We start from the raw sequence: 23,973 nt of genomic DNA, 5'->3' as shown, positions 1-23,973 counted from the left end.
ATTATAGCAGTTGTTGTTTCCTTCTAAACTGTATTATATATTTTGTTAAACTGTACTATTCACTAACGGTAAAAAAGGTGAGATACCCCGCCACTACTGGTGTACAATTCACCAAAACAGGATTATAATAATACTATAACAGAAGTTCAGATAGTAGGCACCAAAATCATATAAGAGGTGAAATGGTATGAGTAAGCCACTTGTCAGCCAAGCAAATTATGAAGTGACCACAGAAAAGGTTGAGCCATTGCAGGTTCTTGCTCCAGACGGCACAGTCGTAAATCCCGACAAAATGCCGAAGCTTAGCGATGAACAATTGAAAGAATTAATGAGAAGAATGGTATTTACACGAGTTTGGGATGAAAGAGCAGTTAATCTAGGTCGTCAAGGCCGTCTTGGTTTCTATGCACCGGTTTCTGGTCAAGAAGCATCCATGATCGGTAGTGAATTTGCCCTAAATAAAGACGATTTCATCTGCCCGGGTTACCGCGATATGCCGCAATTGGTATGGCACGGTCTTCCGCTGTATCAAGCATTCTTGTATTCCCGCGGTCATCAACATGGCGGACAAATTCCGCAAGATGTTCACGTACTTATGCCGCAAATTATTATCGGCGCACAAATTCTTCACGCAACAGGCGTAGCGATGGCGTTCAAGAAGCGCAACCAACCGCGTGTAGCAATCACTTATACAGGTGACGGCGGAAGTTCTGAAGGTGATTTCTACGAAGGCATGAACTTTGCAGGCGCATTTAAATTGCCTGTCATTTACTTTGTACAAAACAATGGTTACGCGATTACAACACCATATTCGAAACAAACAGGAGCTCTTTCTGTTGCACATAAATCCGTTGCTGCGGGTATCAAAGGCGTGCAAGTAGACGGCATGGACGTTCTAGCTGTTGTTCAAGCTGTTACAGAAGCTGCTGAAAGAGGACGCAGAGGCGAAGGCGCTACGTTAATCGAAGCATTGACATACCGTTTCCGTCCACATTCCTTGGCCGATGATACTACGAAATATCGTACCAAAGACGAAGAGTCCGATTGGGAACCAAGAGATCCGCTTACACGTATGCGTTTGTTCTTGACGAAGAAAGGTCTTTGGAGCGAAGAAGAAGAAGCTCAAGTGAAGGAAGAAGCGAAAGCTACTGTTGCTGAGCACATCAAGAAAGCGGAAGAAACAGAGAAAATGACAGTCGCTGGTTTGATCGACTCCATGTTCGAAGTTACGCCTTCCCATTTGGAAGAACAAAAAGAATTGTATAAATAAATAGAGTAAACGTTCGAAACAAGTTTTAACTTTAGGAGGCACAGAGTAGTCATGGCACAAATGACAATGATTCAAGCGATAAAAGACGCGATGCGCGTAGAATTAGAAAGAGATCCTAATGTTATTTTGTTCGGTGAAGACGTTGGTAATGTTGGTGGCGTGTTCCGTGCAACAGAAGGTTTACAAAAAGAATTCGGCGAAGAGCGTGTATTCGATACGCCGCTTGCTGAGTCCGCAATCGGTGGACTTGCGGTTGGTTTAGGCGTTCAAGGCTTCCGCCCAATCGCTGAAATTCAATTCGTTGGATTCATTTACGAAGCACTTGACCAAATTTGCGTGCAAGCTGCTCGTATGCGTTACCGTTCCGGCGGTCGTTATAACTCTCCAATCGTATTCCGTACGCCTTTTGGCGGCGGGGTGAAAGCAGCTGAGCTTCATACAGACGCACTTGAAGGTCTTCTTGTTCAAACACCAGGGATCAAAGTTGTTGTTCCTTCCAATCCTTACGATGCCAAAGGTCTTCTAATTGCAGCGATTCGTGATAATGACCCTGTTTTCTTCATGGAGCATTTGAACTTATACCGTGCATTCCGCGGCGAAGTACCAGAAGGCGAATATACAGTTGAGCTTGGCAAAGCGAATGTTGTTAAAGAAGGTTCTGATGTTACAATCATTACTTACGGCGCTATGGTTCACACTTCCATGAAAGCTGCTGAAGAAATCGAAAAAACAGAAGGCGTGAAAGTCGAAGTTATCGACCTTCGTACACTTCTTCCATTGGATATAGATACCATTGTAGCTTCGATTAAGAAAACGAACCGTGCGATCATCGTGCAAGAAGCACAAAAAACTTCTGGTGTAGCCGCTGAGGTTATTGCTCAAATTAATGAAAAAGCGATTCTACATTTGGAAGCACCAGTTCTACGTATTTCTCCGCCAGATACGGTGTATCCATTTGCACAAATCGAAGATGCTTGGTTGCCAAGTCCAGCAAGTGTTATTGCCGGAATTAAGAAAGTTCTTGAATTTTAATTCACCTAGTCGAAGGTAACAGGAGGTCATACACGTGGCATTGTTTGAATACAAGTTCCCAGAGCTTGGTGAAGGCATACATGAAGGCGAGATCGTGAAAATGTTAGTTAAAGCGGGTGATACCGTAACTGACGAAACGATTCTGATGGAAGTACAGAACGATAAAGCAGTCGTTGAAGTTCCTTGTCCAGTTGAAGGCAAGATCGTCAGCGTTGCTGTCAAAGATGGACAAGTTTGTACAATCGGAGAGCTTGTGATGACGATTGAAGTGACTGGCGAGATGCCTGCGGCTTCGATGCATCACGGTTCAAGCCACGCGGCACCAGCCGTGGCGGTTGCAACTCCACCTGCTGCTGCGCCAGCAGCAGTAGCGGCACCTGCAGCAGCGCCATCAGTGGCGGCTGCACCAGCACCTACCGCGCCTACAGGCAGCGCGGGCCGCGAAGTGCTTGCGACGCCTAGCGTGCGCAAGTTCGCAAGAGAGAAAGGCATCACACTCGCAGAGGTGACGCCTACAGGGAAGCACGGCCGCGTAACACGCGAGGACGTGCTGGGCTTCACAGGAGCTGGCTCTGCAGCAGCTCCGGCAGCAACAGAAGCGGCGTCGGCAGCTTCTGAATCAGCAGCACCTGCTGTAGCAGCGCAGGTTGTTACTGCTGGCGATCGCGTCGAAGAACGGATTCCGTTCAAAGGCATCCGCAAAATCATCGCGAACGCGATGGTGAAATCCGTGTACACGGCTCCGCACGTGACATTGATGGATGAGATCGACGTATCGGCACTAGTCGCTCTTCGTACGCGTACGAAGCCACTAGCTGAGAAAAAAGGCGTGAAACTGACGTACCTTCCTTTCATCGTGAAAGCATTGGTAGCAGCTTGCCGTCAATTCCCGGTCATGAACGCAATGATCGACGAAGAGAAGCAAGAAATCGTCTACAAAAAATACTACAACATCGGGATTGCAACAGATACAGACAACGGCTTGCTCGTTCCTGTTATCCATGATGCTGATCGTAAAAACGTATGGTCCGTCGCAGCAGCGATCAAAGATTTGGCTGTTCGCGGTCGCGAAGGTAAATTGTCTCCGAACGAGATGAAGGGCGGCACGATTTCCATCACGAACATCGGTTCTGTTGGCGGCATGTTCTTCACACCGGTTATCAACTTCCCAGAAGTTGCGATTCTAGGTGCAGGTCGTATCACGGAGAAGCCAGTTGTGAAAAACGGTGAAATCGCGGTTGGACACGTTATGGCGCTTTCCTTGAGTTTCGATCACCGTATCGTTGACGGAGCGACAGCACAAAGCTTCTTGAACTACATCAAACAGCTTCTGGCTGATCCAGAGCTTCTCGTCTTGGAGGTGTAACATCATGGTTGTAGGAGATGCTTCTTTAGATATAGATTTGTTGGTTATCGGTGCGGGTCCTGGCGGTTACGTGGCTGCGATTCGCGCAGCACAGCTTGGTCAAAGTGTTCTTATTGTTGATAAGGATGCTTGGGGCGGCGTGTGTTTGAACCGTGGATGTATCCCATCCAAAGCTTTGATTTCTGCAGCGCACACTTATGAGCACGCACAGCATGCTGACAGCATCGGGATCTCCGTAGAGAACGTGAAAGTGGACTTTGCGAAGGTACAAGCTTGGAAGAACAGCATCGTTGCCAAACAAACTGGCGGCGTAAGCGGTTTGCTTAAAGGCAACAAGATCCAAACGTTCCAAGGTGAAGCGATGTTCATCAATGAGCACGAAGCACGTGTGTTTAATGATGCAGAAGCGCCGCGTTACCGTTTCAAGAACTGCATTATCGCAACAGGCTCCCGTCCGATCGAGTTGAAAGCTTTCCCTTATGGCGGAAGAATCATCTCCTCGACAGAAGCATTGAACTTGCCTGAAATTCCGAAAAGCATGATCGTTATCGGCGGTGGCTATATCGGAATCGAGCTTGGTCAAACGTATGCGAAATTCGGTACGAAAGTGACTGTGTTGGAAGGCTCCGATCATGTGCTTCCAGGCTTTGAGAAAGAATTGACGAAGCTGGTTGCTAAGAGTCTAGATAAAGTTGGCGTAGAGGTTCATACGGAAGCGTTGGCGCAATCTTGTACGAAAACAGACAACGATGTTACGGTTACTTTCACAGTGAAAGGTGAAGAGAAACAAGTTACGGCTGATTACGTTCTAGTAACAGTTGGTCGTCGTCCGAACACGGATGGTGAGCTTGGTCTCGACCTCATTAACTTGAAAATGACGGATCGCGGTTTGATCGAAGTCGATAACCAAGGTCGCACAAGCATTCCTCATATTTTTGCAATCGGTGATGTGGTCCCTGGTCTATCCTTGGCACACAAAGCTTCCTATGAGGCAAAAGTGGCGGCTGAAGCGATTGCAGGTCAAGCAAGCATCGTTGATTACAAAGCAATGCCTGCTGTCGTGTTCTCCGATCCGGAGATTGCTGGCGTAGGTCTAAGCGAAACAGAAGCGAAAGCACAAGGAATTAATGTTACCATTGGTAAATTCCCTTATGCAGCTAACGGACGTGCTAACTCTTTGAACGCAGCGCAAGGCTTCGTGAAGCTTGTCGGCGACAAAGAAACAGGCCAGTTGCTTGGTGGACAAATCGTAGGACCAGAAGCTTCCAACTTGATCGGTGAGCTTGCGCTAGCGGTTGAGATGGGCGCTAATCTAGAAGATATCGCACTTACGATTCATGCACATCCAACATTGACAGAAATGATTATGGATGCTGCTGAAGGTGCATTAGGACATCCAATTCATCAACTTGGTAAGTAAGTTATAGGTGTTTCCACGGTTATTTCTATACCTTTAGATAAAAGTCCCGAGAGTCTGGCTGAAAAGCCACTCTACGGGACTATTTTGTTTTTACTAAAACTTGAATTGACGCCCTGAATCGGCTGCTTATATAATTTGTAGATGGATTCCTGATAGCCAAAATGTAAGGAGCGTTGAAGATGCATACACCAAAACCGATTATCATTGGTCACCGCGGAGCAGCGGGCGAAGCTCCAGAGAATACACTAGCTTCATTCGAATTAGCCCTAGAGCAAGGCGCACAAGCGATCGAACTGGATGTACATATCACGAAAGATGGCGAAATCGTCGTTTGCCATGATGGAACATTGAATCGTACAACGAATGGTTCAGGACTTATTTGTCAACAACAATGGGCAGATATCCAAAAGTTAGATGCTGGAGCTTGGTTTTCGGACAAGTTTGCAGGGGAGCGCATTCCTCTGCTAAGCGAGATATTTGAACTGGTGCCGAAAGGGACACTTATCAATGTGGAAGTGAAACATGCCTACGAAGGACGTATGGAGAGTGCACTTCTGGCATTTTTGCGAGAGATAGATCGGTACGAAGATGTCGTTGTTTCTTCTTTTGACCATAAAGTGATTCAGCGCTTAAAGCGGGCCGAACCCGCGTTGAAGGTAGGCTTGCTGTATGCAGCCAATCTTATTGACCATGCGGCGTATGCCAAATTGCTCGAGGTTGAAGTCTATTCCTTGCATCCACATCATCACTCTTTTGAAGGAGCGGATATCGCTTTGGCCACCGCAGATGGGCTAGCTGTCTATCCCTACACAGTAAACGAACTTTCAGACTACCAACGGATGATGGATGCAGGTGTCACGGGTATTATTACAGATTTTCCTGGCAGGTTGAAAGCCTATTTAAATTCGAATTCATAGTTCGATTACATAACCAAGAATAAATAGACCAAGGCATACACATGCCGAGGTCTTATTTCTTTTTTCCGCATACAATGAACTATTGACAGACTCGAATGAGATACCAATAGGGGGAATTTCCATGTTGAAATGGATGTTCGTTACGCTAGTAAGGCTTTTACTTCCGTGCTTGCGTCTGTTTGTGTTGCTTGCTTTTAAAGTGAGAGTGACCGGCATGGAGAAACTCAATCTATCGGGAAAGACAGTCCTTATTCCGAACCACGTATCGTTATTAGATGCTGTCGTGCTGGCACTACTTTTACCTACAGATGTAGCATTCGTAGTGAATACGAACATTGCGAAGCGGTTTGCGTGGGTACTCCATTTCAGGAGGCATATTACGGTAGATACTTCGAATCCTTATGCCGTTCGTACGATGTTAAAAACGATTCAAAGCGGCATACCTCTCGTCATTTTTCCAGAAGGAAGAATTACGACGACAGGTGGCATGATGAAAATATATAGCGGAATCGGGTATCTTGCCCTTCGTTCACAAGCCCATATTGTGCCAATTTCTATTGAGGGTTTGGAATATTCGAAGCTATCCTATTTGCGGGGGAAAATAAAACAACGCTGGTTCCCGCGAGTGAACATTGCGTTTGGTGAGGCTTTTCAAGTTCCGCCAGGCGATCAGCGATTGGCGAGAAAAGTCCAAAAGGAGCAAGCGACAGAGGCGATCCGTGCTAAGCTGTTGTGTCATTTGCTGGATAGTCGGTTGCAGCCCGAGGTTAATTTATTCAATGAACTGCTGGCAGCGGCTCAGAGGCACGGACAATCAAGGGTCATTTGCGAAGATGTGGTGAGTCATTCGGCATTGACGTATCGGAAGCTACAGTTGAGCAGCTATACACTGGCAGTACGTTTGGAGAAGCTTTTGGCTGGACAAAAGCGGGTTGGGTTGTTGCTGCCGAATACCGCGGGGCATGTGGTGACATTGTTTGCGCTGTTCCGATTAGGCGTTACGCCGGCTATCTTGAATTATTCGGCTGGCAAGCAGGTAATGCTGGATGCGTGTGAGACCGCTGAAGTTCGGATCGTGCTGACATCTCGCGTGTTTATCGAGAAGGCGGGGCTATCGGATTTTATCCAGAGCGCTAGTGATTTATTCACGGTTATTTATTTGGAGGATGTGAAGGAAGCGCTAACTTTGCAAGATAAGGTGCATGGTTTGCTTCATTTTGTGCAGCGGAAGAAAGGGCCAGTTGGTGTTGGGCAGAATGAAGCTGTACTATTCACTTCAGGCAGCGAGAGTAAACCGAAAGGTGTCGTTCTAACTCATCGTAATATTAGCGCGAATATTCAACAAGCAAGACTTGTTATTGCATTTAATTCTTCGGATTGTGTGCTTGGCAGTATGCCGATGTTTCACTCTTTCGGTCTGACCGCGGGGACGATGCTGCCGATTCTCTCGGGGATGAAGCTGGTGTTATATCCCAATCCCTTGCATTACAAAGTTATTCCAGAGCTCGTTTATGATCGGAATATTACGATATTATTTGGTACGTCCACGTTTCTAGGAGCTTACGCGAGAACGGCGCATCCTTATGATTTTGCCCATTCCTTACGCTATGTTGTGGCTGGTGCAGAAAGGCTGAAGGAGGAAGTGCGTCAACTTTGGCAGGACAAATTCGGGATTCGCATTCTGGAGGGCTATGGAACGACGGAGACGACGCCGGTTATTTCACTGAACACACCGATGCATGCGAAGAAAGGGTCTGTCGGTCAATTGCTGCCAGGTATCGAAGCTGTCGTAGAAGCGGTGGATGGGATTCCTTCAGGTGGGCATTTGCTCGTGAGAGGTTCGAACGTGATGAAGGGGTATTTGATTCATAGTCGAGGGTTCGTACCTGCTGCGGAGTGGTATGCTACCGGGGATATTGTGACATTGGATGAGCAAGGATACTTGTTCATTCAAGCGCGTTTGCAGTCTTTTGCTAAAATTGGTGGCGAAAAAGTATCGCTTCTCATGGTGGAGGAGCTTGTATCTAGGTGTTTGGCGGCACCTGCGGTGTGCGCTGCAGTTCATGTGCCTGATCGGCGAAAAGGTGAGCGAATCATTGCCTATCACACGAGTAAAGTGAGTCCGCTTGAAGCGCTTCGCGAGTTGATGAAGCAGGAGGGGCAACCGGCGATTTATATGCCTTCCGAATTTCGTTATATGGAGAAGCTGCCGCTACTTGGGAGTGGGAAGGTTGATTATGTGACGATGAAACAATGGGCATTGATGAGCGATGGTGGAAGTAAACCCACAGCTTAGGCTGTGGGTTTTGCGCGGATGACGGTAATGGCGGCGGGGATGAGTTCGATTTGAAGGGGCGTGGAGCCTGCGAACTCTCCATCTGCTTGCACAAGCAATGGCTGCTCTGTTTGAATCGAAATCGATTTTCCCTTATAAAAAGATACGGCAGGGTGCTGGGTGTGTTTGCCTTGATACACGGTGAAAAGAACGGGCAGGAGGCGAAAGCGGCTATGGCTCTGAATAACGACAACATCAGCCATACCATCTGTTGGACTAGCTGTGGGGCAGATTTGAATAGCGCCTCCATAGAAAGGAATATTCGCTACGGCTGCCAGCCACATGTTCGGTAATTTCGTTAGCACGCCATCTACTTCTAGCCATGCGGTGGAAGGTTGATATGTTGCGAACACACGAAGTATTGAAATGAAATAGGATAGCTTGCCTAGCCCTAGACGGTTGAGGAGCTTTTTGTAGCTGGCTTCATTCGTGATCTTGGCAACCATCCCATCAAAGCCTGCACCAATGCTATTCACCGCAACTTGTTGAATCTGACTGGCGTGAAGAAGGTCAATTTGCAAGGTATCGGCGGCATGTAGGGCAATGTGTAGTGCTTCAAGTGGATGATTGGGGATGCCGTACGCTTTGGCAAAATCATTCCCTGTTCCTGCTGGAATCACGGCTAGAGCGCAGACTGGGGAGGTGTCGTTGCTATTCTGGTGCTTCTGATGCTGCCAGACTCCGCCTGCTACTTCATGAACGGTGCCATCTCCACCAATGATGATGATGCGTTGTACATGATGAGTTTGAATCAGTGTGATGGCGAGTTGCGTTGCTTCACCAGCCTGGGTTGTTAATTTGGCTAGATAAGCGATGTGATTCTCTTGGAGATAAGTCTGGACTTCTCCCCAGATGTGAGATCCTCTGCCATTACCTGAAAGCGGGTTCACAATGATTCCGATGGTTTCCATGTTTATTTGCCCCTTATCGTTTCGTTGAGGTGGTAGTATTTGGCAGGTGAAATGCTTGTTGTAGTAAGGTTTATACGAATTTTTCTTTACATAAGGGAGTCTGTTTTGTAAAATAAACCATGGGTAAATTAATTTTCACTTGTGTTAGATTTAGTGCCATAAGAAAGATTGATTGTTGATTTGATGTACACTCGGGGGGAGAATGGGTAACTTTGAAATCCAAAACAAATTTGAACAGCATGCAAAGCACAGGAAAGCTCAACGTCAACCTGTCCATCCTTCGTAATCTGAAACTTCGTTTTAAATTGCTGTTGATGAATGCGATTGCCATTTTATTTTTATTAATTGTAGGGATTACGGGCTATCATTATATGGACAAGATGTCTAGTAACTCTACTAGAATGTACGAGGAAAGTCTGCTATCTGTCAAATGGATTAATCAACTTCAAACAAATTTGAAAGAAACCCAATCTAATTTGCTAGAGATGATGCTCTCCACGGATGTTAAGTATAAGGCTAAGCTCAAAGCCAAGTTGGATGTGAACGCAAGTACGAATAAAGAATTAGTTGCGAAAATCGCAGGTGTTGCGCTAAATGAGGAAGAAATTGGTGCATTCACAAGCTTCGAGGAAATGAATCTGAAGTATCGTGATGTTGTTACGAAAACAATTGATCAAGCGACGCAAAATAATCAAGTTGCTTATCAGGTATACAATAATGAAGTATCTCCGCAAGGTGATAAAACGGTAGAAGCATTGGTAAAGCTCGTAGGACTTAAAGAATCCGCGGCTGAACAATTCCAGAAATCCAGTAGCTCGGATTCCGCAACATCGCATTGGGTCATTATACTGACGATACTTATTGCGGTTATTGTGATGACTTTGGGCGCATTGACGCTCGATATGATCATTTCTACACCGATTCGCAAACTGCAAGAAAATATGGAAAAGGCAGCCGGTGGAGACCTGTCCGTTAAAGGGGACTACCCTTATGAGGATGAGGTAGGTAAAGTAACGAATTCTTTTAATGTGATGACAAGTAGCTTGCGTGGGCTTGTTATGCAAATTTCAGATAATGCGCTTACGCTTTCAGCGAGTTCGGAAGAGCTTCTTGCCAGCTCAGAACAAAGCTCTCTAGCCGCAAGACAGGTTGCTTCTTCTAGTCAGCAGCTGTCGGAAGATTTTGAGAAGCAATTTGTTGGTGTGACGCAAGCGAATGAGGCGGTTGGCCTTATGTTGAGGAGCACGAAGCAGATTGATGAGTCGGCGCAAGTGGTTGCTGGGCTTGTAAATCAAGCGACGCAGGCCGCTCAGCATGGTAAGCAATCGGTCGCTTCGATCGCGGGCCAGATGTCTGAGATTTCAGACGCGGTTCGTGAGGTTAATGGCGTTATTGAAGCATTGGGTAAAAATGCACACAAAATTGGTGAAATCGTTAATGTGATTAACGAGATTTCGACGCAGACGAATCTGCTTTCGCTGAATGCAGCGATTGAAGCAGCACGTGCTGGGGAAGCTGGACGCGGCTTCGCTGTCGTTGCTGGTGAAGTGCGTAAACTTGCGGAGCAATCGTCCACGTCAGCGCGAAATATTACGAATCTGGTGTCGACGATCCAGCGGCAGATCAATCATGCTGTTAGCTCCATGCATGCAGGAGCAGGGAAAGTGCAAGAGGGCTTGACGATTTCGGAGGAAGCGCAGGAATCGTTCGTACATATCGAGACTTCCGTCGAGAAGGTGAATACGAAAGTGGAAGATGTGAACCGGAACATCCACCAGCTTGTCGATGCGAACTTGCGCATCGAGCAGGTGATGCGCATTGTGAGCGGCGTGTCGGAGACGGGAATCTCCGTCAGCCAGGAGACATCCGCTGCGAGTCAGCAGCAAATGTCGACGACGGAGGAAATCGAGAATTCCGCGAAGTCGTTGGCTGGACTCGCGGAAGAATTGCAAATTTCGCTGCAGAAATTTAAGGTGTAGAGGATGACCCGCGGGCGAGTGCCGCGGGTTTTCTTGTTTGGCGCGGCGGTGGTGGACGCGTCCAAGGTATACGCTGCAGTTAGTGATGAAAAACATCACTAACGGAGGTGGAACGGGACGCGTCCAAGATATACGCTGCAGTTAGTGATGAAAAACATCACTAACGGAGGTGAAACGGGGTGAGTCCAAGGTATGCGCTGCAGTTAGTGATGAAAAACATCACTAACGGAGGTGAAACGGGGCGAGTCAGTGTAATCTCTCCGAACTAACCCATCATTTGCTGAAGTATTTCAGCTGTTGGGCGGTAGTATCTGATCCGTTGAGTCCCTTTTCCTACGGGTTCAAGCATGTTTTTCGCATGCATGACCTTGAGTAGTTGGCGTGCTTTTTGAGCTTCGATAGCTAATACCTGACATACATCATGAGTTGTCAGGAGTTTCTTGCTGTTTAACGCAAAACGCAAAATTTCTTTCTCCACGTAGCTCATGGATTTGACTGGAACGTCGTTCATACCCAGATAGCGGCCCATAAACTGTTGTAGGATTTGTTGGCACATGCGGGGGCGATCTTTGATATCCTCGTAGGAGAAGCGGAGGATTCGCCAGCCATCGATGATGAGGTGGTTCTGACGAATGAGGTGATCCGAGAATTGGGAGCGGCTAATTTGTGAGGCGTGTGTGGTGAAACCGTCGATTTCGATGGCAAGTTTGAGTGTATGTTTGATAAAAGCAAAATCAAGGAATCGCGTTCCATCGCGAAAGTCTTTCACTTCATATTCAGGATGAAGATCGTTGAAATGATGAAAAGCAGGCCACCAAACATGCAAAAGAAATAGTTTCTCAGCATGACTGTGACCCTCCAATAGTCTGCGAAGAGAGTCACCTTTTCGAGTAGATGCGTGGTACGCAATATAGATGCTATGTGCAACTTCAAATTCAATTTTCATATGGATGCCTCCTTAAAATAAACAAAGCCGCTTCTCTCGATCAGCCCTGGCTGAAAGTAGAAAAGCGGCGTATGCTTTACGACCAACTATTTCTATATTGTAGCACACACGCGCTGTATATCACCATCGTATTGACAAACTTGTACTACCGTTATATAATACTGGAGTTGATTGAAATGAAACCATATAAACACTTCATATTTAGCCTCATTTACCCCACACGAACGATTAGCGAGTAGAAAGTAACCCCCTCTCCTTGTTTATTTTTCTCCCAATGCGCAGTCCATCAGCTCATTTATGGTAAACCCGAGGCAACGTAAGTGTTTCGGCAGTAAGTGTTTGTAACGCAATTCGCACTGGCGCGGTCATTGGAGCCGCAAGGATGGAAGAGAGGTAGGGCTTTCATTGTTTTGATATTCCAACACATGAATTACGCAATTTCATAGAGATCAATTGAAGTTAAATAAATCGTTTTCGTGCTGATTAGGTGCGGGAACGATTTTTTGTGTTGATTTCGGCTGGTGAATCATAGGTACTTCATTTACAATAAAAGCAAATCAACCAACGGTCTGAAAAGTGTATGTATGGTGTGCGAGTTATGAATGGTATAAACTTCTGAATCTACATAGAAAGAAGGTTCCTCCCTTGACAGAACAAATATTTGAACTTAAGGCTACATGGACAGGCGGTCTGGATGGGAAGGGCGAGCTCCAAGCAGATGGCTTTCAGACATCGATTTCTGTACCAAGTAAATTTGATGGTCCCGGTGTGGGAACGAATCCAGAAGAAATGCTGCTTGGTGCTGCGGCAACCTGTTACATCATCACACTGGGCACGCTGCTAGCAAGAGAAGGCATTGTATCGCTAGAGCTCGAATCCCAAATTTATGTGCAGAACCGTCCAACGATGAAAGTCAATGCGATTGTCCATCGTCCTCATATTTGTGTACCGCCACATACGACCGAAGCTCAACTGGATAAAATAAGCAAAGCCGCATTCCGTGCGGAACAAACTTGCATGATTAGCAAAGCCTTGCGAGGCCAAGTACATATAAGTGTCGAGCCTGAGATTCGAATCTGGGATGTGTAAGTAACTTAACTGAGAAGGAGCGCAGTGCAGCGATGAATCTGAATAAGAAGGTTTTTATCGGTTTTTTGCTATTCATCATCATTCCCTTATTCGTCCTAGGGTCTGCGGTGTATACGGTTTCTCAGCAGCTAATTGAGAAGAAATATGGGGATTTAACGGAAGTCACGCTGCAAGCGATTTCCCGTAATATTTACTACATGTTCAAGGAAGCGAACTATTTCTCCGATTTCTGGATGGTCAAAGACAGCATTCAAGGCATCTATCGTACGATTGACGCGGCGAAACCGAACGAGGATCCGCTTTCCTCGTATGATCTGAACACATTCGATACGCTGCTCCGCGGCTCGATTCTTACCTATTCGCCTATTCAATCTGTCGTTATTTACAACAATAGCGGTAAATCTTTTAGCGCTGGGCGAACGAGCGGAAGTTCGATTCCATGGCCAACGATTCAGCAAAGCATGGCCTTCCAGCACATTCAGGAACTCAATGGCAGTCCACTCTGGATTGGACCCTCGGAGTTCAAGGAGTTCGGGTCAGGCCGCGGCGAATTCTATCAAGCGCGCATGGTGAAAGATTTTTGGACGATGGATAATCTAGGTTATATGCTGTTGAAATTTAAATTTAATGAGCTGGACCTCATATTCAAATCTTTCAATACGAGCGAGCAAAACTCCAAAAGGTATCTGTTGATCAACAAAACCGGACTTATTTTCTACGATAATAAACAAAGCTTAGAAGGGGCTAATGTCCTGCAACTGACGCAAGGGAAATTGGATCTAGGATACAACAATTACAGTTTCAAGGCAGATTTCCAAAATGAAAAAAGCCTCATATCTCTCTATCATTTGAATATTAATGGGATGGGCGTTCAGGACTGGAGCGTCGTGTCGATCACGTCATGGAAATATGTCGCTGGTGAAATCGAGACGATTATGAAGCTGGTTGCAGGCATTACGTTCGTATGTTTGTTCTTTGCCCTGGTGTATAACCTCGTCTTCGTCAGACGTATTATTCAACTGATTCTCCGCATGCTCTCCTCGATGAAAAAGGTGGAGCGTGGAGATCTGACTACCCGCATGGAAGTGAGTGGCAAGGATGAAACCACAGCATTAGCAAGAGGTTTTAACTCTTTGGTTGTCAGGGTCGAGGATCTGCTCGAAGAGGTGAAGCGTCAGCAGGACCGCAAGAACAAGGCCGAGCTTATGCTGCTGCAAGCGCAGATTAAGCCTCATTTTCTTTTTAATACACTGGAGTCGATCAATGTCCTAGCCATCCAGAACCAAGGGAAGAAAGTCAGTCAGATGGTGATTCGTCTTGGGAATTTGCTGAGAATAGGGATGGAAAACCGGGAAGAAATTTCGTTGAAGCAGGAGCTGGAGCATCTGCGCAGCTATTTGGAAATTCAGGAGTTCCGCTTCGAGGATCAATTCCAATACACCATAGAAGCGCCGCCAGAGCTGCATAATGAGCAAATATTAAAGTTAACGCTTCAACCACTCGTCGAGAACAGCTTACAGCATGGCTTTGAACCGATTGATTATATGGGATTGATTTCGGTGAAGGTCATGGATGAATGGGATCGCATCGGGCTATATGTGACGGATAACGGTGTTGGTATTAGTAACGACAAGCTAGCGAAATTCCACTATAAAACCGAGCTGGAGACGCCATTTCATGAAATTCTGGAATCGAATGAAGAGCGAAGAGGCCTTGGTGTAAGTAATGTTGCGGATCGTGTTCGAATTCAATATGGTGAGCACTATGGGATGTTTATTTGTTCCCAAGAGGGTCAAGGTACGACGATGAAAGTGATTATTCCGAAAAGGAAGAGGGATGAAGAGTGAGGTTAAAAGCGATTTTGGCAGATGATGAGCCTAATATTCTACGTAATTTGCAGGCGGTCATTCCTTGGGAAGAGCTCGAGATTGATATTGTAGGCACAGCCAAGAATGGGCTTGAAGCCTTGGAACTGTGCATCGGGCATATTCCTGACATCGTGATGAGTGATATTCGAATGCCGCAAATGGACGGAATTACGTTTATCCATAAGCTCCGAGAAATCAACGAGAACTGCACGGTGCTGATGGTGACGGGATATCAGGATTTCGACTATGTGCGCTCGCTCCTGCGCGTTGGCGTTAGTGATTATATATTAAAGCCGATTAATTATGAAGAGCTTGAGAGTTCGATTCGTAAGCTTGCTGGCGAAATTCGCGCGAAGAAACAGAACCATCAGGAAGAACTCTTGAAGTGGGAAAAGATCAGAAGCTTGGCTTACGAGAAGATTTTGCAGGATATTATGATGGACTATACGGATATTACGGCGAGTACACAGCTTCCGATTGATCAAGGGGATTTGGAGACGCTGCGCTATATGTTTGCCATTATTGATGTGGATAATTATTCACAGAAATCCATGCTATGGACCGAGCAAGAACGTAAGCTGTGGAATTTCGCTGTGCGGAATGTGCTGCAGGACTCCTTGGCAGACGAGATATCCAACCACACCGTGCTTCAGATGCGAGAAGGGGAATGGTCACTGCTCATGGCGTGGGAGGGGGCAGAACCTGCTGCCATTGGTACACAACTATGTGAGCTAGCCGCTAAATTGCAACGCAATGTTAGTCAATCTGTGAAACTAGGGATTAGCGTGGGTTATTACCCAGGGCCAGTAGGCCTGCAACAGCTAGCGGATACATATCGAAAGCTGCAGAGATTCATGCAGTTGAATCTAGATAAGCAGCAATCCGTGCTGCCATATAGAGAGGCCAAAGAATCTTCGGACGCAAATAGTTCACTTTGGCTTTTGGTAGAGGAAATTGTGACAGGCATGAAGCAGTTGAATCGTTCAAAGACCGAGGATGCGCTGGATCGTCTTAAGTTATTGCTGGAAGGTTTGTCGGAGGGATCATTCGCTCGGGCTTATCAGATGCTGCACTATTTGATCCTGCATGTGCTGCGAGAATTGCGTGAAATGAATGCCCTCGATAGTCAGGAAGAAGAAGAGATCTGGCGTGAGCTAGATAAAAGTGAAAGTATCCCGCATTTGCTGCAGGTTATGGTACAACTTGTATCAAACGGGCTCGAAGGTACGAATAAGAAAAAAAATAGTGAGCTTCTTATGGCTGCCGCCAAGGATTATATCCGAACGCATTATTCAACGGATTTTGGCATCGAGGATATAGCCAGCTCCTTAGGGATTAGTTCGAGCTATTTCAGTTTGTTATTTAAACAACACTTTGGGGAAACCTTTGTGGAGCATGTCACGAAGCATCGGATGGAGCAGGCGAAATCCTTGTTGCTTCATAGCGATAAAAGCATTACGGATATAGGAAAATGCGTAGGCTATATTGAAAGGCGCTATTTTACTAAGGTATTTCAGAAGTTCACTGGTGAAATTCCTTCGGAGTATCGTGATAAGCGAAAGGAAGGGAACTAGAGGAATTTGCCCCTAGATTAGGAATTTATCTGTCTTTAGTACGTACAGGGGTTCAATTATACTTAGATGGTAAGCTTAAAGGAGAACTAAGTGGATGAGAAAACGAACACTGATTTGGAGCTCAGGTGCGATAGCTCTCACGTTCATGTTGTCGGCATGCAGTATATTTTCGGATAAATCAGATCCCGGGCGAGATGCGTCTAATGGAAAAGGTGTCCAGAATGCGCCAATCTTGCTGACCATCCGGCATACACAGGTAAAGGATACGCAGAAGAAACGACTGGTCATGCTGCAGGAAGTAGTCAAAGCGACTGAAGCCAAGGTGCCCGGATTGACGATTACGTTGGATGGCGTGGAGGATAAGGTGAATCGCTTCGAGAAGCTGCGAGCAGAAATGGCTGCTGGTAATCCACCGGAGGTATTCGACTTGTTCGGAGGCACGGATACGAAAGATTATGTGAAGGCGAATCGGCTGCTGGACCTCACCCCTATCCTGCAAGAGCTCGGGTTAACAGATAAGTTCTATAGCTTCGAAGAGTTCACGGTGAATGGCCGAATCTATGGGATCCCGATGGCCGGCTACGTGGAGGGCCTGTACTATAACAAAAAGATTTTGGCCCAAAAGGGAATCAAGCTGCCCGAAACTTGGGAAGAGCTTGTAGCCGCAGCGGCGAAGCTGAAGGCTGCCAAAATCACCCCTTTTGCCATGGCCGCGAAAGACTCCTGGGTTATTAATATGATGATTAATACGATGTGGGTGCGCACGGCAGGTACGGATTCCATCGAGGGCTTTCTGAACGGGAGCCAGCATTGGACGGACCCAGAGGTATTGAAAGCTTTTGAACAGTATCGAACCCTCATTCAGAAAGACTATTTCCAAGAAGGCAGCCTAGCGCTTGCCTATGCCGAACAGCAGAATACATTCAGCAGCGGGAACGCCGCTTTCATGTTTGATGGCAGCTGGGCGAACACGCCGCTTCTCGATCCTGAGAAATCCGTCATTGCCCGTGATGTCGGCTTCATGAACTTTCCTGCCATGGGCGGGCCAGGTGACGGGTATATCAATGGAGGATGGTCTAACGCCTATGGCTTTTCCAAAAAAGTAACCCCCGAACAATTGCTGGCGATCAAAGAATTCATTAAGCAAATGTATACGGAATCGATGCAGAAGCGGCAGCTCGTTGAAGAAGGAATGCCACCGGCGATGAAGCTTCAGGATACGAGTCAAGTAAACCCCCTGATTACGGAAATCTTGCATGTGTTTGCGAATAGTAAAGGATCTTTCCCAGCCTTCGATTCTCGTATTCAAACGAAAGTGCGCGAGAAGCTTGAGCGCGGGATGCAGGAGCTGCTTGGCGGAAGAACAGATCCAGCTTCGCTGATGAACGAATTACAGAAGCAGCAAGAGGCTTCGAATAAAGAAGAAACCCATGCCAAATAGTAGTAGGATGACATATGAACCGAATGGGAAGACATGCATGGGCCTATACGGTCTTTACTTTGCCGACGTTGCTCATATTTGCGATATTTTTCATCTATCCCATGCTGATGTCGCTGCGGTACGGTTTTACAACGTGGAACGGCATCTCCCCAGCAACATATAATGGGCTGGACAATTTCGTTGCTGCTTTTCAAGATCCGTATTTCTGGATTGCTGTGCGAAATAATATGTACTTTATTAGCTTCGCTATGGGGATTCAAATTCCGATAATCCTAGGTATCGCGCTCCTAGTGAGTAAACTAAAGCGTTGGATCGCGATGTACAAATCGTTGATTTTCCTGCCAACCATTCTATCGACTGCGGTCGTTGGTGTGCTATGGGAATTTATTTATCATCCACAAGCGGGGCTGCTAAACCAAGTCTTAGATGCTATAGGTTTAACCAGATGGCAGCATGCTTGGTTGGCAGATGGAGCGACAGCGATGCTCGCTATTTTGATCACCAATGCTTGGCAATGGATGGGGTTCTATGTGGTGCTCGTGGTATCAGCCATCTACGCTATTCCGAAGCATCTCGTGGAAGCTGCCCAAATGGACGGTGCAGGCAGTCTGAGACAAGCCTGGTTTGTTATTCTGCCACTGCTAAGACCGGTCATTGTGGTTATGATGCTCTTATCCATTACTGGCGGCATGAAAGCCATGGACATTGTGGTTGTCATGACGGGCGGGAATCCGTATGGAAGTACGGAAGTGATGGCTTCGTATATGATCAAAAAAGCCTATCGGATCGGTGAGTATGGCTACGCGAACAGTATCGCGGTACTGATCCTCCTTTTTACAGCAATCTTGACGTCCACCTTCGGCTGGTTCACTAGTAAACAGGAGGAGGTGCGATTATGAGAGGAAGCCTCCTGCGACGTGTTATCCCACATACCGTGTTATTTATTTACATAGGGTTCATTCTATTCCCACTGGGTTGGACACTGAATTCATCCTTCAAGACCAACAAAGAAATCATCACAGCCCCCTGGTCCTTTCCAACTGAGCTCTTATTAACGAATTATTGGAATGCTTGGACGGGGGCGCGTGTGGGTCATTATTTTATGAATAGTGTGATCAATTCGACGGTTTCAGCTATTGTTTCACTAGCGCTAGGGACTGCGACCGCTTACGCGTTGACTCGGATGTCTTTTCCAAAGCTAAGTCTTGTTCTGAAAAGGATTCTAATTCTGGCCCTTCTGGTGCCTGCGGCTTCGTTGCTTGTCCCTTTGTATATGCTGCTTAGGAGCTTGCATCTGTATAACACATCCTTCGCTTTGATTTTGCCTTATGTGACATTGGGGCTGCCTTGGACCGTATTCATGGTAAGCAGCTTCCTGACCTCGATACCGAATGAACTGGAAGAAGCGGGTATCATGGATGGACTCTCCATCTACGGATTGTTATGTCGGATCATCGTTCCCATCTCACTGCCTTCCCTGTTTAGTGTGTTCATGTTGAACTTTCTCACAAGTTGGAACGAATTCATCATGGCTAATTTATTTCTGACCAAAGAAAAGCTGAGGACGCTACCTGTAAGTATGGTGGCCTTCTATGACCAATTGAATATGAACTATGGTTCGCTATGCGCGGCGATTATGATCAGCATCATTCCGGTGGTTGTGATGTATCTTCTGCTTCAGAGACGTATCATCGAAAATATCAAAGCCTAAATAATCCCTCAAGGAGCGTGTGCTTACATGTCATCAGCAGGAAACTCGAACAACAAGCCACTCACGTTACGTCAAAAGGTAGGACAACTATTCGCTTGTGGGTTTGATGCACTGGAACCGAATCCTCACATTACGCGATTGATCGAGGAGTACGGCATTGGCGGCGTTATTTATTTCCGTCGGAATGTGAAGGATGCCCACCAACTTGCTCAGTTGTCTGCCGATTTGCAAGCTATTTCGTTAAGAAGCGGTGGCCAACCGTTGTTTATCTCTGTAGATCAAGAAGGCGGAATGGTTTCACGCGTGGAAAAAGGGGCGACGTTGCTGCCGGGGAATATGGCATTAGGGGCTGCTTTTGCACCTTCTGGCGTCTACGCCAGCGCGAAAGTGATGGGCAAAGAACTTCGTCAAATGGGCGTGAACATGAACTTAGCCCCTTGCTTGGATATTAATAATAACCCGCTTAATCCGGTTATTGGGGTTCGTTCTTATGGTGAAACAGCTGCGATTGTCTCTGATATGGGTACCCACGCGGTCAAAGGCCTGCAAGACATGGGCGTAATCGCGACCGTGAAGCATTTCCCTGGTCATGGGGATACCACAGCGGATTCGCATCATGATTTACCTGTGGTTCCGCATAGCATGGAGCGATTGATGGAACTGGAGCTGGCTCCGTTCATCAAAGCGATTGAAGGCGGCGTTGATGCGATTATGTCAGCACATGTGGTCTTTGAAGCTCTAGAAGACAGTAGTGTACCCTCGACGCTATCCCATAAAATACTGACGGAATTGTTGCGCGGTCAGCTAGGTTTCAAGGGGCTGATTGTAACAGATTGCTTAGAGATGAAGGCGATCTCCGAGGGGGTTGGCGTAGCGGAAGGGGCCGTTCGTGCACTCGAAGCGGGTGCGGATATTTTGCTAGTCAGCCATGAGTTGGAGCGTCAAATCGCAGCGATGGAAGCGGTTGTAGCTGCAGTGGAAAGCGGGCGTGTTTCGGAAGCACGCATTGATGAGTCTATACTGCGCATTATGACGTACAAATACAAGCGTGATATTCGTTTTGATACAGGAACGCAAGTTCCGGATGGGCCCATCTCGACACCTGAGCATCAGGCGCTGGCGAAAGAACTGAGTCGTAAAAGCATAACGAAGGTCAAGGACGAAGTCGATAATAACCTTCAAATGAATGATAAAACGCTGGTGATCTGGACCGAAGTCCAATCAGGGACGGAAATCGATGAGGTTGTTGATCGAGAGGGAACGCTGGGGGGCATATTGTCTGAGATGACCGGGGAGCCAGTCCGTGAAGTTTACATAGGGCTTCAACCGAGCGATGCGGATATAGCTGCGATGATTAAGATATGTGAAAGCGTAAAGCAAGTCGTGATCGTGACGTATAATGCGACGTTCTCGGCAGGTCAAACGGCATTGGTTAAAGCGTTAGCCAAACTGGATGGACTGCATCTGATTGTAGCAGCAGGACGTAATCCGTATGATTTGCTTCAATTTCCTGAAGTGAAAACGTATTATGCTTGTTATGAGAATCGTCCCCTGGCGATGGCTTCACTAGCCAATGTGTTGCTTGGTCGTGAAGCTGCTGTCGGGCGGTTACCTGTAACGCTATCCGAGCAATATCCGATTGGTTGGAGACAGGACTAGGGGAAAATAACTATATAGAATTTATCACTAGCAACTTATATTATCTCCTAGTAGAATCAGAAAGGCTTGTGAAACTTTTCCTTACCTATTACGTAGGAACAATGCGCATTTTTCGGGCATTTCACTAGCGATCTAATTTCAAAGGGGTGTTTTTTCCAAATGAGCCAAGCAAGCGCTCAATCTGAGCCAACGATGCGATCCTTCTTTAGCAATCGATTCGTTCAAACGATTATGCTTTCAGGCATTTTGCTTCAAATCGGTATCTGGATACGTAACTTTGCGATTCTGCTCTATGTGACGGACATGACGAATAATGATCCATACTCGCTTTCTTTAATCTCCGTAGCGGAGTTTGCGCCGATATTTATCTTCTCCTTCATTGGCGGGGCATTCGCTGATCGTTGGAGGCCGAAGCTGACGATGGTGTGGTGTGATTTACTTAGCGCGGCGTCTGTTTTTGTTATTTTGATCACCTTGTATATGGGGTCTTGGAAAGCGATCTTCTTTGCTACGTTGGTATCCTCGATTCTCTCGCAATTCTCCCAACCGTCTAACATGAAGCTCTTCAAGGTACATGTCCCTGCCTCACAAATGCAACTAGGCATGTCGATGTTTCAATCGATGATGGCGATTTTCATGATATTGGGACCTATGCTTGGCTCTTTCATCTATTATCGTTTCGGCATCGAAACAGCCGTAGCGATCATGGGAGCATGTTTCTTGTTATCAGCTCTTGTTCTTACGTTCCTGCCTAAGGATCTTAGAGAAGATTCCTCAGAGCCGCGCACTACGCATATCTTCACGGAAATGGGTCAAGGCTTCCGTTATGTGTTGAGGAATCGTATGTTGGTTATCCTCGGTGGGTGTTTTGCCGTTGCGGGTCTAGCGCTTGGTTTGATCAGTCCACTTGGTATTTTCCTAGTTACGGAGCACTTGGGACTCGAGAAGTCGAACTTACAGTGGTTCATGGTGGCGAACGGTGCTGCGATGATAGTAGGCGGAGGCGTAACGATGGCCTTTGCTAAGAAAATATCCCCACAAGCGATGCTCACGGTCGGTATGGCGGTTAGCGCAGTTACGTTTGCGATGATCGGTATGACGCATTTGGTGTGGTTGGCACTTCTGATGCAGTTTATCTCAGGTCTTGTGATGCCAGCTATTCAGATCGGAATTAGTACGTTAATTCTTGGGAATACCGAAGAATCTTTCGTTGGGCGCGTGAATGGTATCCTAACACCGCTCTTCATGGGATCCATGGTCATTACGATGAGTCTGGCGGGTTCGATTAAAGCGTCATTCTCCCTTGAATCCATCTATATAACATCCGCGTTACTGTTTGTTATCGGTGTCATGATTATGGTGCCGTCTTTGAAAATGAAGTCAGCCCCAATTCCACAGCCGAGCAGTGAACTGAAATCATAGTCCAACAAAAAGCGATATCTCTAGGCCAGGTGGCCAGCGATATCGCTTTTCACATTTTAAAGAAACGGTGTTCCTGATTCCTTAAAAGCCAGCTTCATTTCAGGCGTAATGGAGGAGTCGCTTATGATACCGATGGCTTCCTGTACCTCGCCAATCACAAACAAGGAGCTCCGGCTAAACTTGGAATGATCGGCCACGAGATACGTTTCCATGGATTGCTTCATCATCCGGCGATTCGTCTCGGCTTCAAGCTCATTGTAGATCATGATGCCGCGGGAGAGGGAAATTCCATCGCAGCCCAAGAACGTTTTGCGGATGCTAAGATTCTCGAGTGTCGCATTAGCCAGCGGTCCGGATAGTTCAAAGGTTTGTGTGCGAATCACACCACCCGTTAAAATCAGCTGCAAGCTAGGCGTGCCGATGAGTTCGTAGGCAATATTCACGGCATTCGTAATGACGGTCAAATTTTTGAATTGGTTTAATTTTTTGGCGATGAAGGTCGTTGTTGTACCACCCGTCAGCCCGATAATATCGCCATCTTCGATGTAACGAAGGGCTTTGTCGGCGATCTCTTTCTTTTCATCTGTGTAAAGGTCCATTTTATTAAAGAAGGGGACTTCCACTTTCAAGCTTTCAAGTACGGCCCCGCCAAAGGTGCGGATGCAGCGTTTCTCTCCTTCGAGAATTTCTAAATCTCGTCGTGCTGTTGCTTCAGAGACATTGAATTGCTTCACAATATCTGTCAAAGCGATGGAGCCTTTATCTTTAATCGCAAGCATAATGGCATCTCGGCGAACATCGGTCTTTCCCATGGTGTACCCCCTAAAGCTCCCGATCTGGGAAGCTTGCTACTTCTTTTTATTTTATCATGGTCAATGATACTCGTCCATCTAGGGATGCTTATATCGACCGTTTTTATGTATGTTTTTGCTTGAAGTGTGCAATTTCGAAAAAATCTTGAAGGGCATCAAACCGAACTAAATCTAGGTTCGTTACCTTAAGAGGAAAAGCATTCCAACAGTAATGAGATTGC

Annotated in this window: 18 protein-coding genes; 15 read left to right on the top strand and 3 right to left on the bottom strand. The window is 46.6% G+C overall.

Translation table 11 applies throughout. From position 1 onward, the window contains the following. The first annotated feature begins 187 nt into the window (after window positions 1–187). The 6 genes from pdhA (at window position 188) to AC58PV_RS02735 (ending at window position 8,301) form a co-directional block, all read left to right on the top strand. Entirely contained in the window at window positions 188–1,270 is a 1,083-nt protein-coding gene (gene pdhA / locus AC58PV_RS02760) for a pyruvate dehydrogenase (acetyl-transferring) E1 component subunit alpha (protein WP_497430760.1), read from the top strand. 51 nt (window positions 1,271–1,321) lie between these two features. Next, entirely contained in the window at window positions 1,322–2,302 is a 981-nt protein-coding gene (locus AC58PV_RS02755) for an alpha-ketoacid dehydrogenase subunit beta (RefSeq protein WP_056610497.1), read from the top strand. A gap of 34 nt (window positions 2,303–2,336) precedes the next feature. Continuing rightward, on the top strand, window positions 2,337–3,668 hold the full coding sequence (locus tag AC58PV_RS02750; protein WP_497430759.1) for a dihydrolipoamide acetyltransferase family protein: 1,332 nt from the start codon (window positions 2,337–2,339) through the stop codon (window positions 3,666–3,668). Between the two features lie 4 nt (window positions 3,669–3,672). Next, window positions 3,673–5,088 (top strand): dihydrolipoyl dehydrogenase, encoded by a 1,416-nt coding sequence (gene lpdA / locus AC58PV_RS02745; protein ID WP_497430758.1) that lies wholly within the window; start codon window positions 3,673–3,675, stop codon window positions 5,086–5,088. Between the two features lie 179 nt (window positions 5,089–5,267). After that, complete coding sequence (locus tag AC58PV_RS02740; protein WP_497430757.1) at window positions 5,268–6,005, top strand: glycerophosphodiester phosphodiesterase; 738 nt, start codon at window positions 5,268–5,270, stop codon at window positions 6,003–6,005. A gap of 121 nt (window positions 6,006–6,126) precedes the next feature. After that, window positions 6,127–8,301 carry an AMP-binding protein gene (locus AC58PV_RS02735; RefSeq protein ID WP_497430756.1) on the top strand — a complete coding sequence of 725 codons (2,175 nt, stop codon included), beginning with the start codon at window positions 6,127–6,129 and terminating at the stop codon, window positions 8,299–8,301. Here AC58PV_RS02735 and AC58PV_RS02730 read toward each other — a convergent pair. Continuing rightward, a complete protein-coding gene (locus AC58PV_RS02730; protein WP_497430755.1) occupies window positions 8,298–9,251 on the bottom strand; it encodes a diacylglycerol/lipid kinase family protein in 954 nt (317 codons plus the stop codon). The genes AC58PV_RS02735 and AC58PV_RS02730 overlap by 4 nt on opposite strands. A 212-nt stretch (window positions 9,252–9,463) precedes the next feature. On the opposite strand from AC58PV_RS02730, the gene AC58PV_RS02725 reads away from it, so the two are divergent. Next, complete coding sequence (locus AC58PV_RS02725) at window positions 9,464–11,230, top strand: methyl-accepting chemotaxis protein (RefSeq protein ID WP_497430754.1); 1,767 nt, start codon at window positions 9,464–9,466, stop codon at window positions 11,228–11,230. A gap of 265 nt (window positions 11,231–11,495) precedes the next feature. On the opposite strand, the gene AC58PV_RS02720 is transcribed toward AC58PV_RS02725, so the two are convergent. Beyond that, window positions 11,496–12,176, bottom strand: coding sequence for an endonuclease domain-containing protein (locus AC58PV_RS02720; protein WP_497430753.1), 681 nt, complete (start codon window positions 12,174–12,176; stop codon window positions 11,496–11,498). A gap of 645 nt (window positions 12,177–12,821) precedes the next feature. Between AC58PV_RS02720 and AC58PV_RS02715 the strand changes: the two genes are divergently transcribed. From AC58PV_RS02715 to AC58PV_RS02680, 8 genes are all read left to right on the top strand, one after another. Then, window positions 12,822–13,265 carry an OsmC family protein gene (locus tag AC58PV_RS02715; RefSeq protein ID WP_497430752.1) on the top strand — a complete coding sequence of 148 codons (444 nt, stop codon included), beginning with the start codon at window positions 12,822–12,824 and terminating at the stop codon, window positions 13,263–13,265. Window positions 13,266–13,297: 32 nt separating this feature from the next. Further along, window positions 13,298–15,112: a sensor histidine kinase gene (locus AC58PV_RS02710; RefSeq protein ID WP_497430751.1), complete on the top strand. Its 1,815-nt coding sequence runs from the start codon at window positions 13,298–13,300 to the stop codon at window positions 15,110–15,112. After that, window positions 15,109–16,707 carry a response regulator transcription factor gene (locus tag AC58PV_RS02705; protein ID WP_497430750.1) on the top strand — a complete coding sequence of 533 codons (1,599 nt, stop codon included), beginning with the start codon at window positions 15,109–15,111 and terminating at the stop codon, window positions 16,705–16,707. The genes AC58PV_RS02710 and AC58PV_RS02705 overlap by 4 nt, the downstream gene beginning before the upstream one ends. A gap of 94 nt (window positions 16,708–16,801) precedes the next feature. After that, window positions 16,802–18,148 (top strand): extracellular solute-binding protein, encoded by a 1,347-nt coding sequence (locus tag AC58PV_RS02700; protein WP_497430749.1) that lies wholly within the window; start codon window positions 16,802–16,804, stop codon window positions 18,146–18,148. A 23-nt stretch (window positions 18,149–18,171) separates the two neighbouring features. Then, on the top strand, window positions 18,172–19,047 hold the full coding sequence (locus AC58PV_RS02695; RefSeq protein ID WP_497430748.1) for a carbohydrate ABC transporter permease: 876 nt from the start codon (window positions 18,172–18,174) through the stop codon (window positions 19,045–19,047). Then, window positions 19,044–19,859, top strand: coding sequence for a carbohydrate ABC transporter permease (locus AC58PV_RS02690; protein WP_497430747.1), 816 nt, complete (start codon window positions 19,044–19,046; stop codon window positions 19,857–19,859). Before AC58PV_RS02695 ends, AC58PV_RS02690 begins: the two co-directional genes overlap by 4 nt. Before the next feature lie 27 nt (window positions 19,860–19,886). After that, window positions 19,887–21,518 (top strand): beta-N-acetylhexosaminidase, encoded by a 1,632-nt coding sequence (nagZ, locus tag AC58PV_RS02685; RefSeq protein WP_497430746.1) that lies wholly within the window; start codon window positions 19,887–19,889, stop codon window positions 21,516–21,518. Between the two features lie 159 nt (window positions 21,519–21,677). Then, window positions 21,678–22,940 (top strand): MFS transporter, encoded by a 1,263-nt coding sequence (locus tag AC58PV_RS02680; RefSeq protein WP_497430745.1) that lies wholly within the window; start codon window positions 21,678–21,680, stop codon window positions 22,938–22,940. Between the two features lie 56 nt (window positions 22,941–22,996). Here the strand turns inward: AC58PV_RS02680 and AC58PV_RS02675 are convergent, their stop codons facing one another. Further along, window positions 22,997–23,752: a DeoR/GlpR family DNA-binding transcription regulator gene (locus AC58PV_RS02675; RefSeq protein WP_497430744.1), complete on the bottom strand. Its 756-nt coding sequence runs from the start codon at window positions 23,750–23,752 to the stop codon at window positions 22,997–22,999. Window positions 23,753–23,973: the final 221 nt, after the last annotated feature.

The organism is Paenibacillus sp. J22FR83, assembly GCF_059691955.1.
This window is presented reverse-complemented; position numbering and strand designations above follow the sequence as displayed.

What these genes read in the sequence shown, in the direction of transcription:
- pdhA (WP_497430760.1), top strand. Translation starts at nt 188, where the DNA reads ATGAGTAAGCCACTTGTCAGCCAAGCAAATTATGAAGTGACCACAGAA.
- AC58PV_RS02755 (WP_056610497.1), top strand. Translation starts at nt 1,322, where the DNA reads ATGGCACAAATGACAATGATTCAAGCGATAAAAGACGCGATGCGCGTA.
- lpdA (WP_497430758.1), top strand. Translation starts at nt 3,673, where the DNA reads ATGGTTGTAGGAGATGCTTCTTTAGATATAGATTTGTTGGTTATCGGT.
- AC58PV_RS02740 (WP_497430757.1), top strand. Translation starts at nt 5,268, where the DNA reads ATGCATACACCAAAACCGATTATCATTGGTCACCGCGGAGCAGCGGGC.
- AC58PV_RS02735 (WP_497430756.1), top strand. Translation starts at nt 6,127, where the DNA reads ATGTTGAAATGGATGTTCGTTACGCTAGTAAGGCTTTTACTTCCGTGC.
- AC58PV_RS02730 (WP_497430755.1), bottom strand. Translation starts at nt 9,251, where the DNA reads ATGGAAACCATCGGAATCATTGTGAACCCGCTTTCAGGTAATGGCAGA.
- AC58PV_RS02720 (WP_497430753.1), bottom strand. Translation starts at nt 12,176, where the DNA reads ATGAAAATTGAATTTGAAGTTGCACATAGCATCTATATTGCGTACCAC.
- AC58PV_RS02710 (WP_497430751.1), top strand. Translation starts at nt 13,298, where the DNA reads ATGAATCTGAATAAGAAGGTTTTTATCGGTTTTTTGCTATTCATCATC.
- AC58PV_RS02700 (WP_497430749.1), top strand. Translation starts at nt 16,802, where the DNA reads ATGAGAAAACGAACACTGATTTGGAGCTCAGGTGCGATAGCTCTCACG.
- AC58PV_RS02695 (WP_497430748.1), top strand. Translation starts at nt 18,172, where the DNA reads ATGGGAAGACATGCATGGGCCTATACGGTCTTTACTTTGCCGACGTTG.
- AC58PV_RS02690 (WP_497430747.1), top strand. Translation starts at nt 19,044, where the DNA reads ATGAGAGGAAGCCTCCTGCGACGTGTTATCCCACATACCGTGTTATTT.
- nagZ (WP_497430746.1), top strand. Translation starts at nt 19,887, where the DNA reads ATGTCATCAGCAGGAAACTCGAACAACAAGCCACTCACGTTACGTCAA.
- AC58PV_RS02680 (WP_497430745.1), top strand. Translation starts at nt 21,678, where the DNA reads ATGAGCCAAGCAAGCGCTCAATCTGAGCCAACGATGCGATCCTTCTTT.
- AC58PV_RS02675 (WP_497430744.1), bottom strand. Translation starts at nt 23,752, where the DNA reads ATGGGAAAGACCGATGTTCGCCGAGATGCCATTATGCTTGCGATTAAA.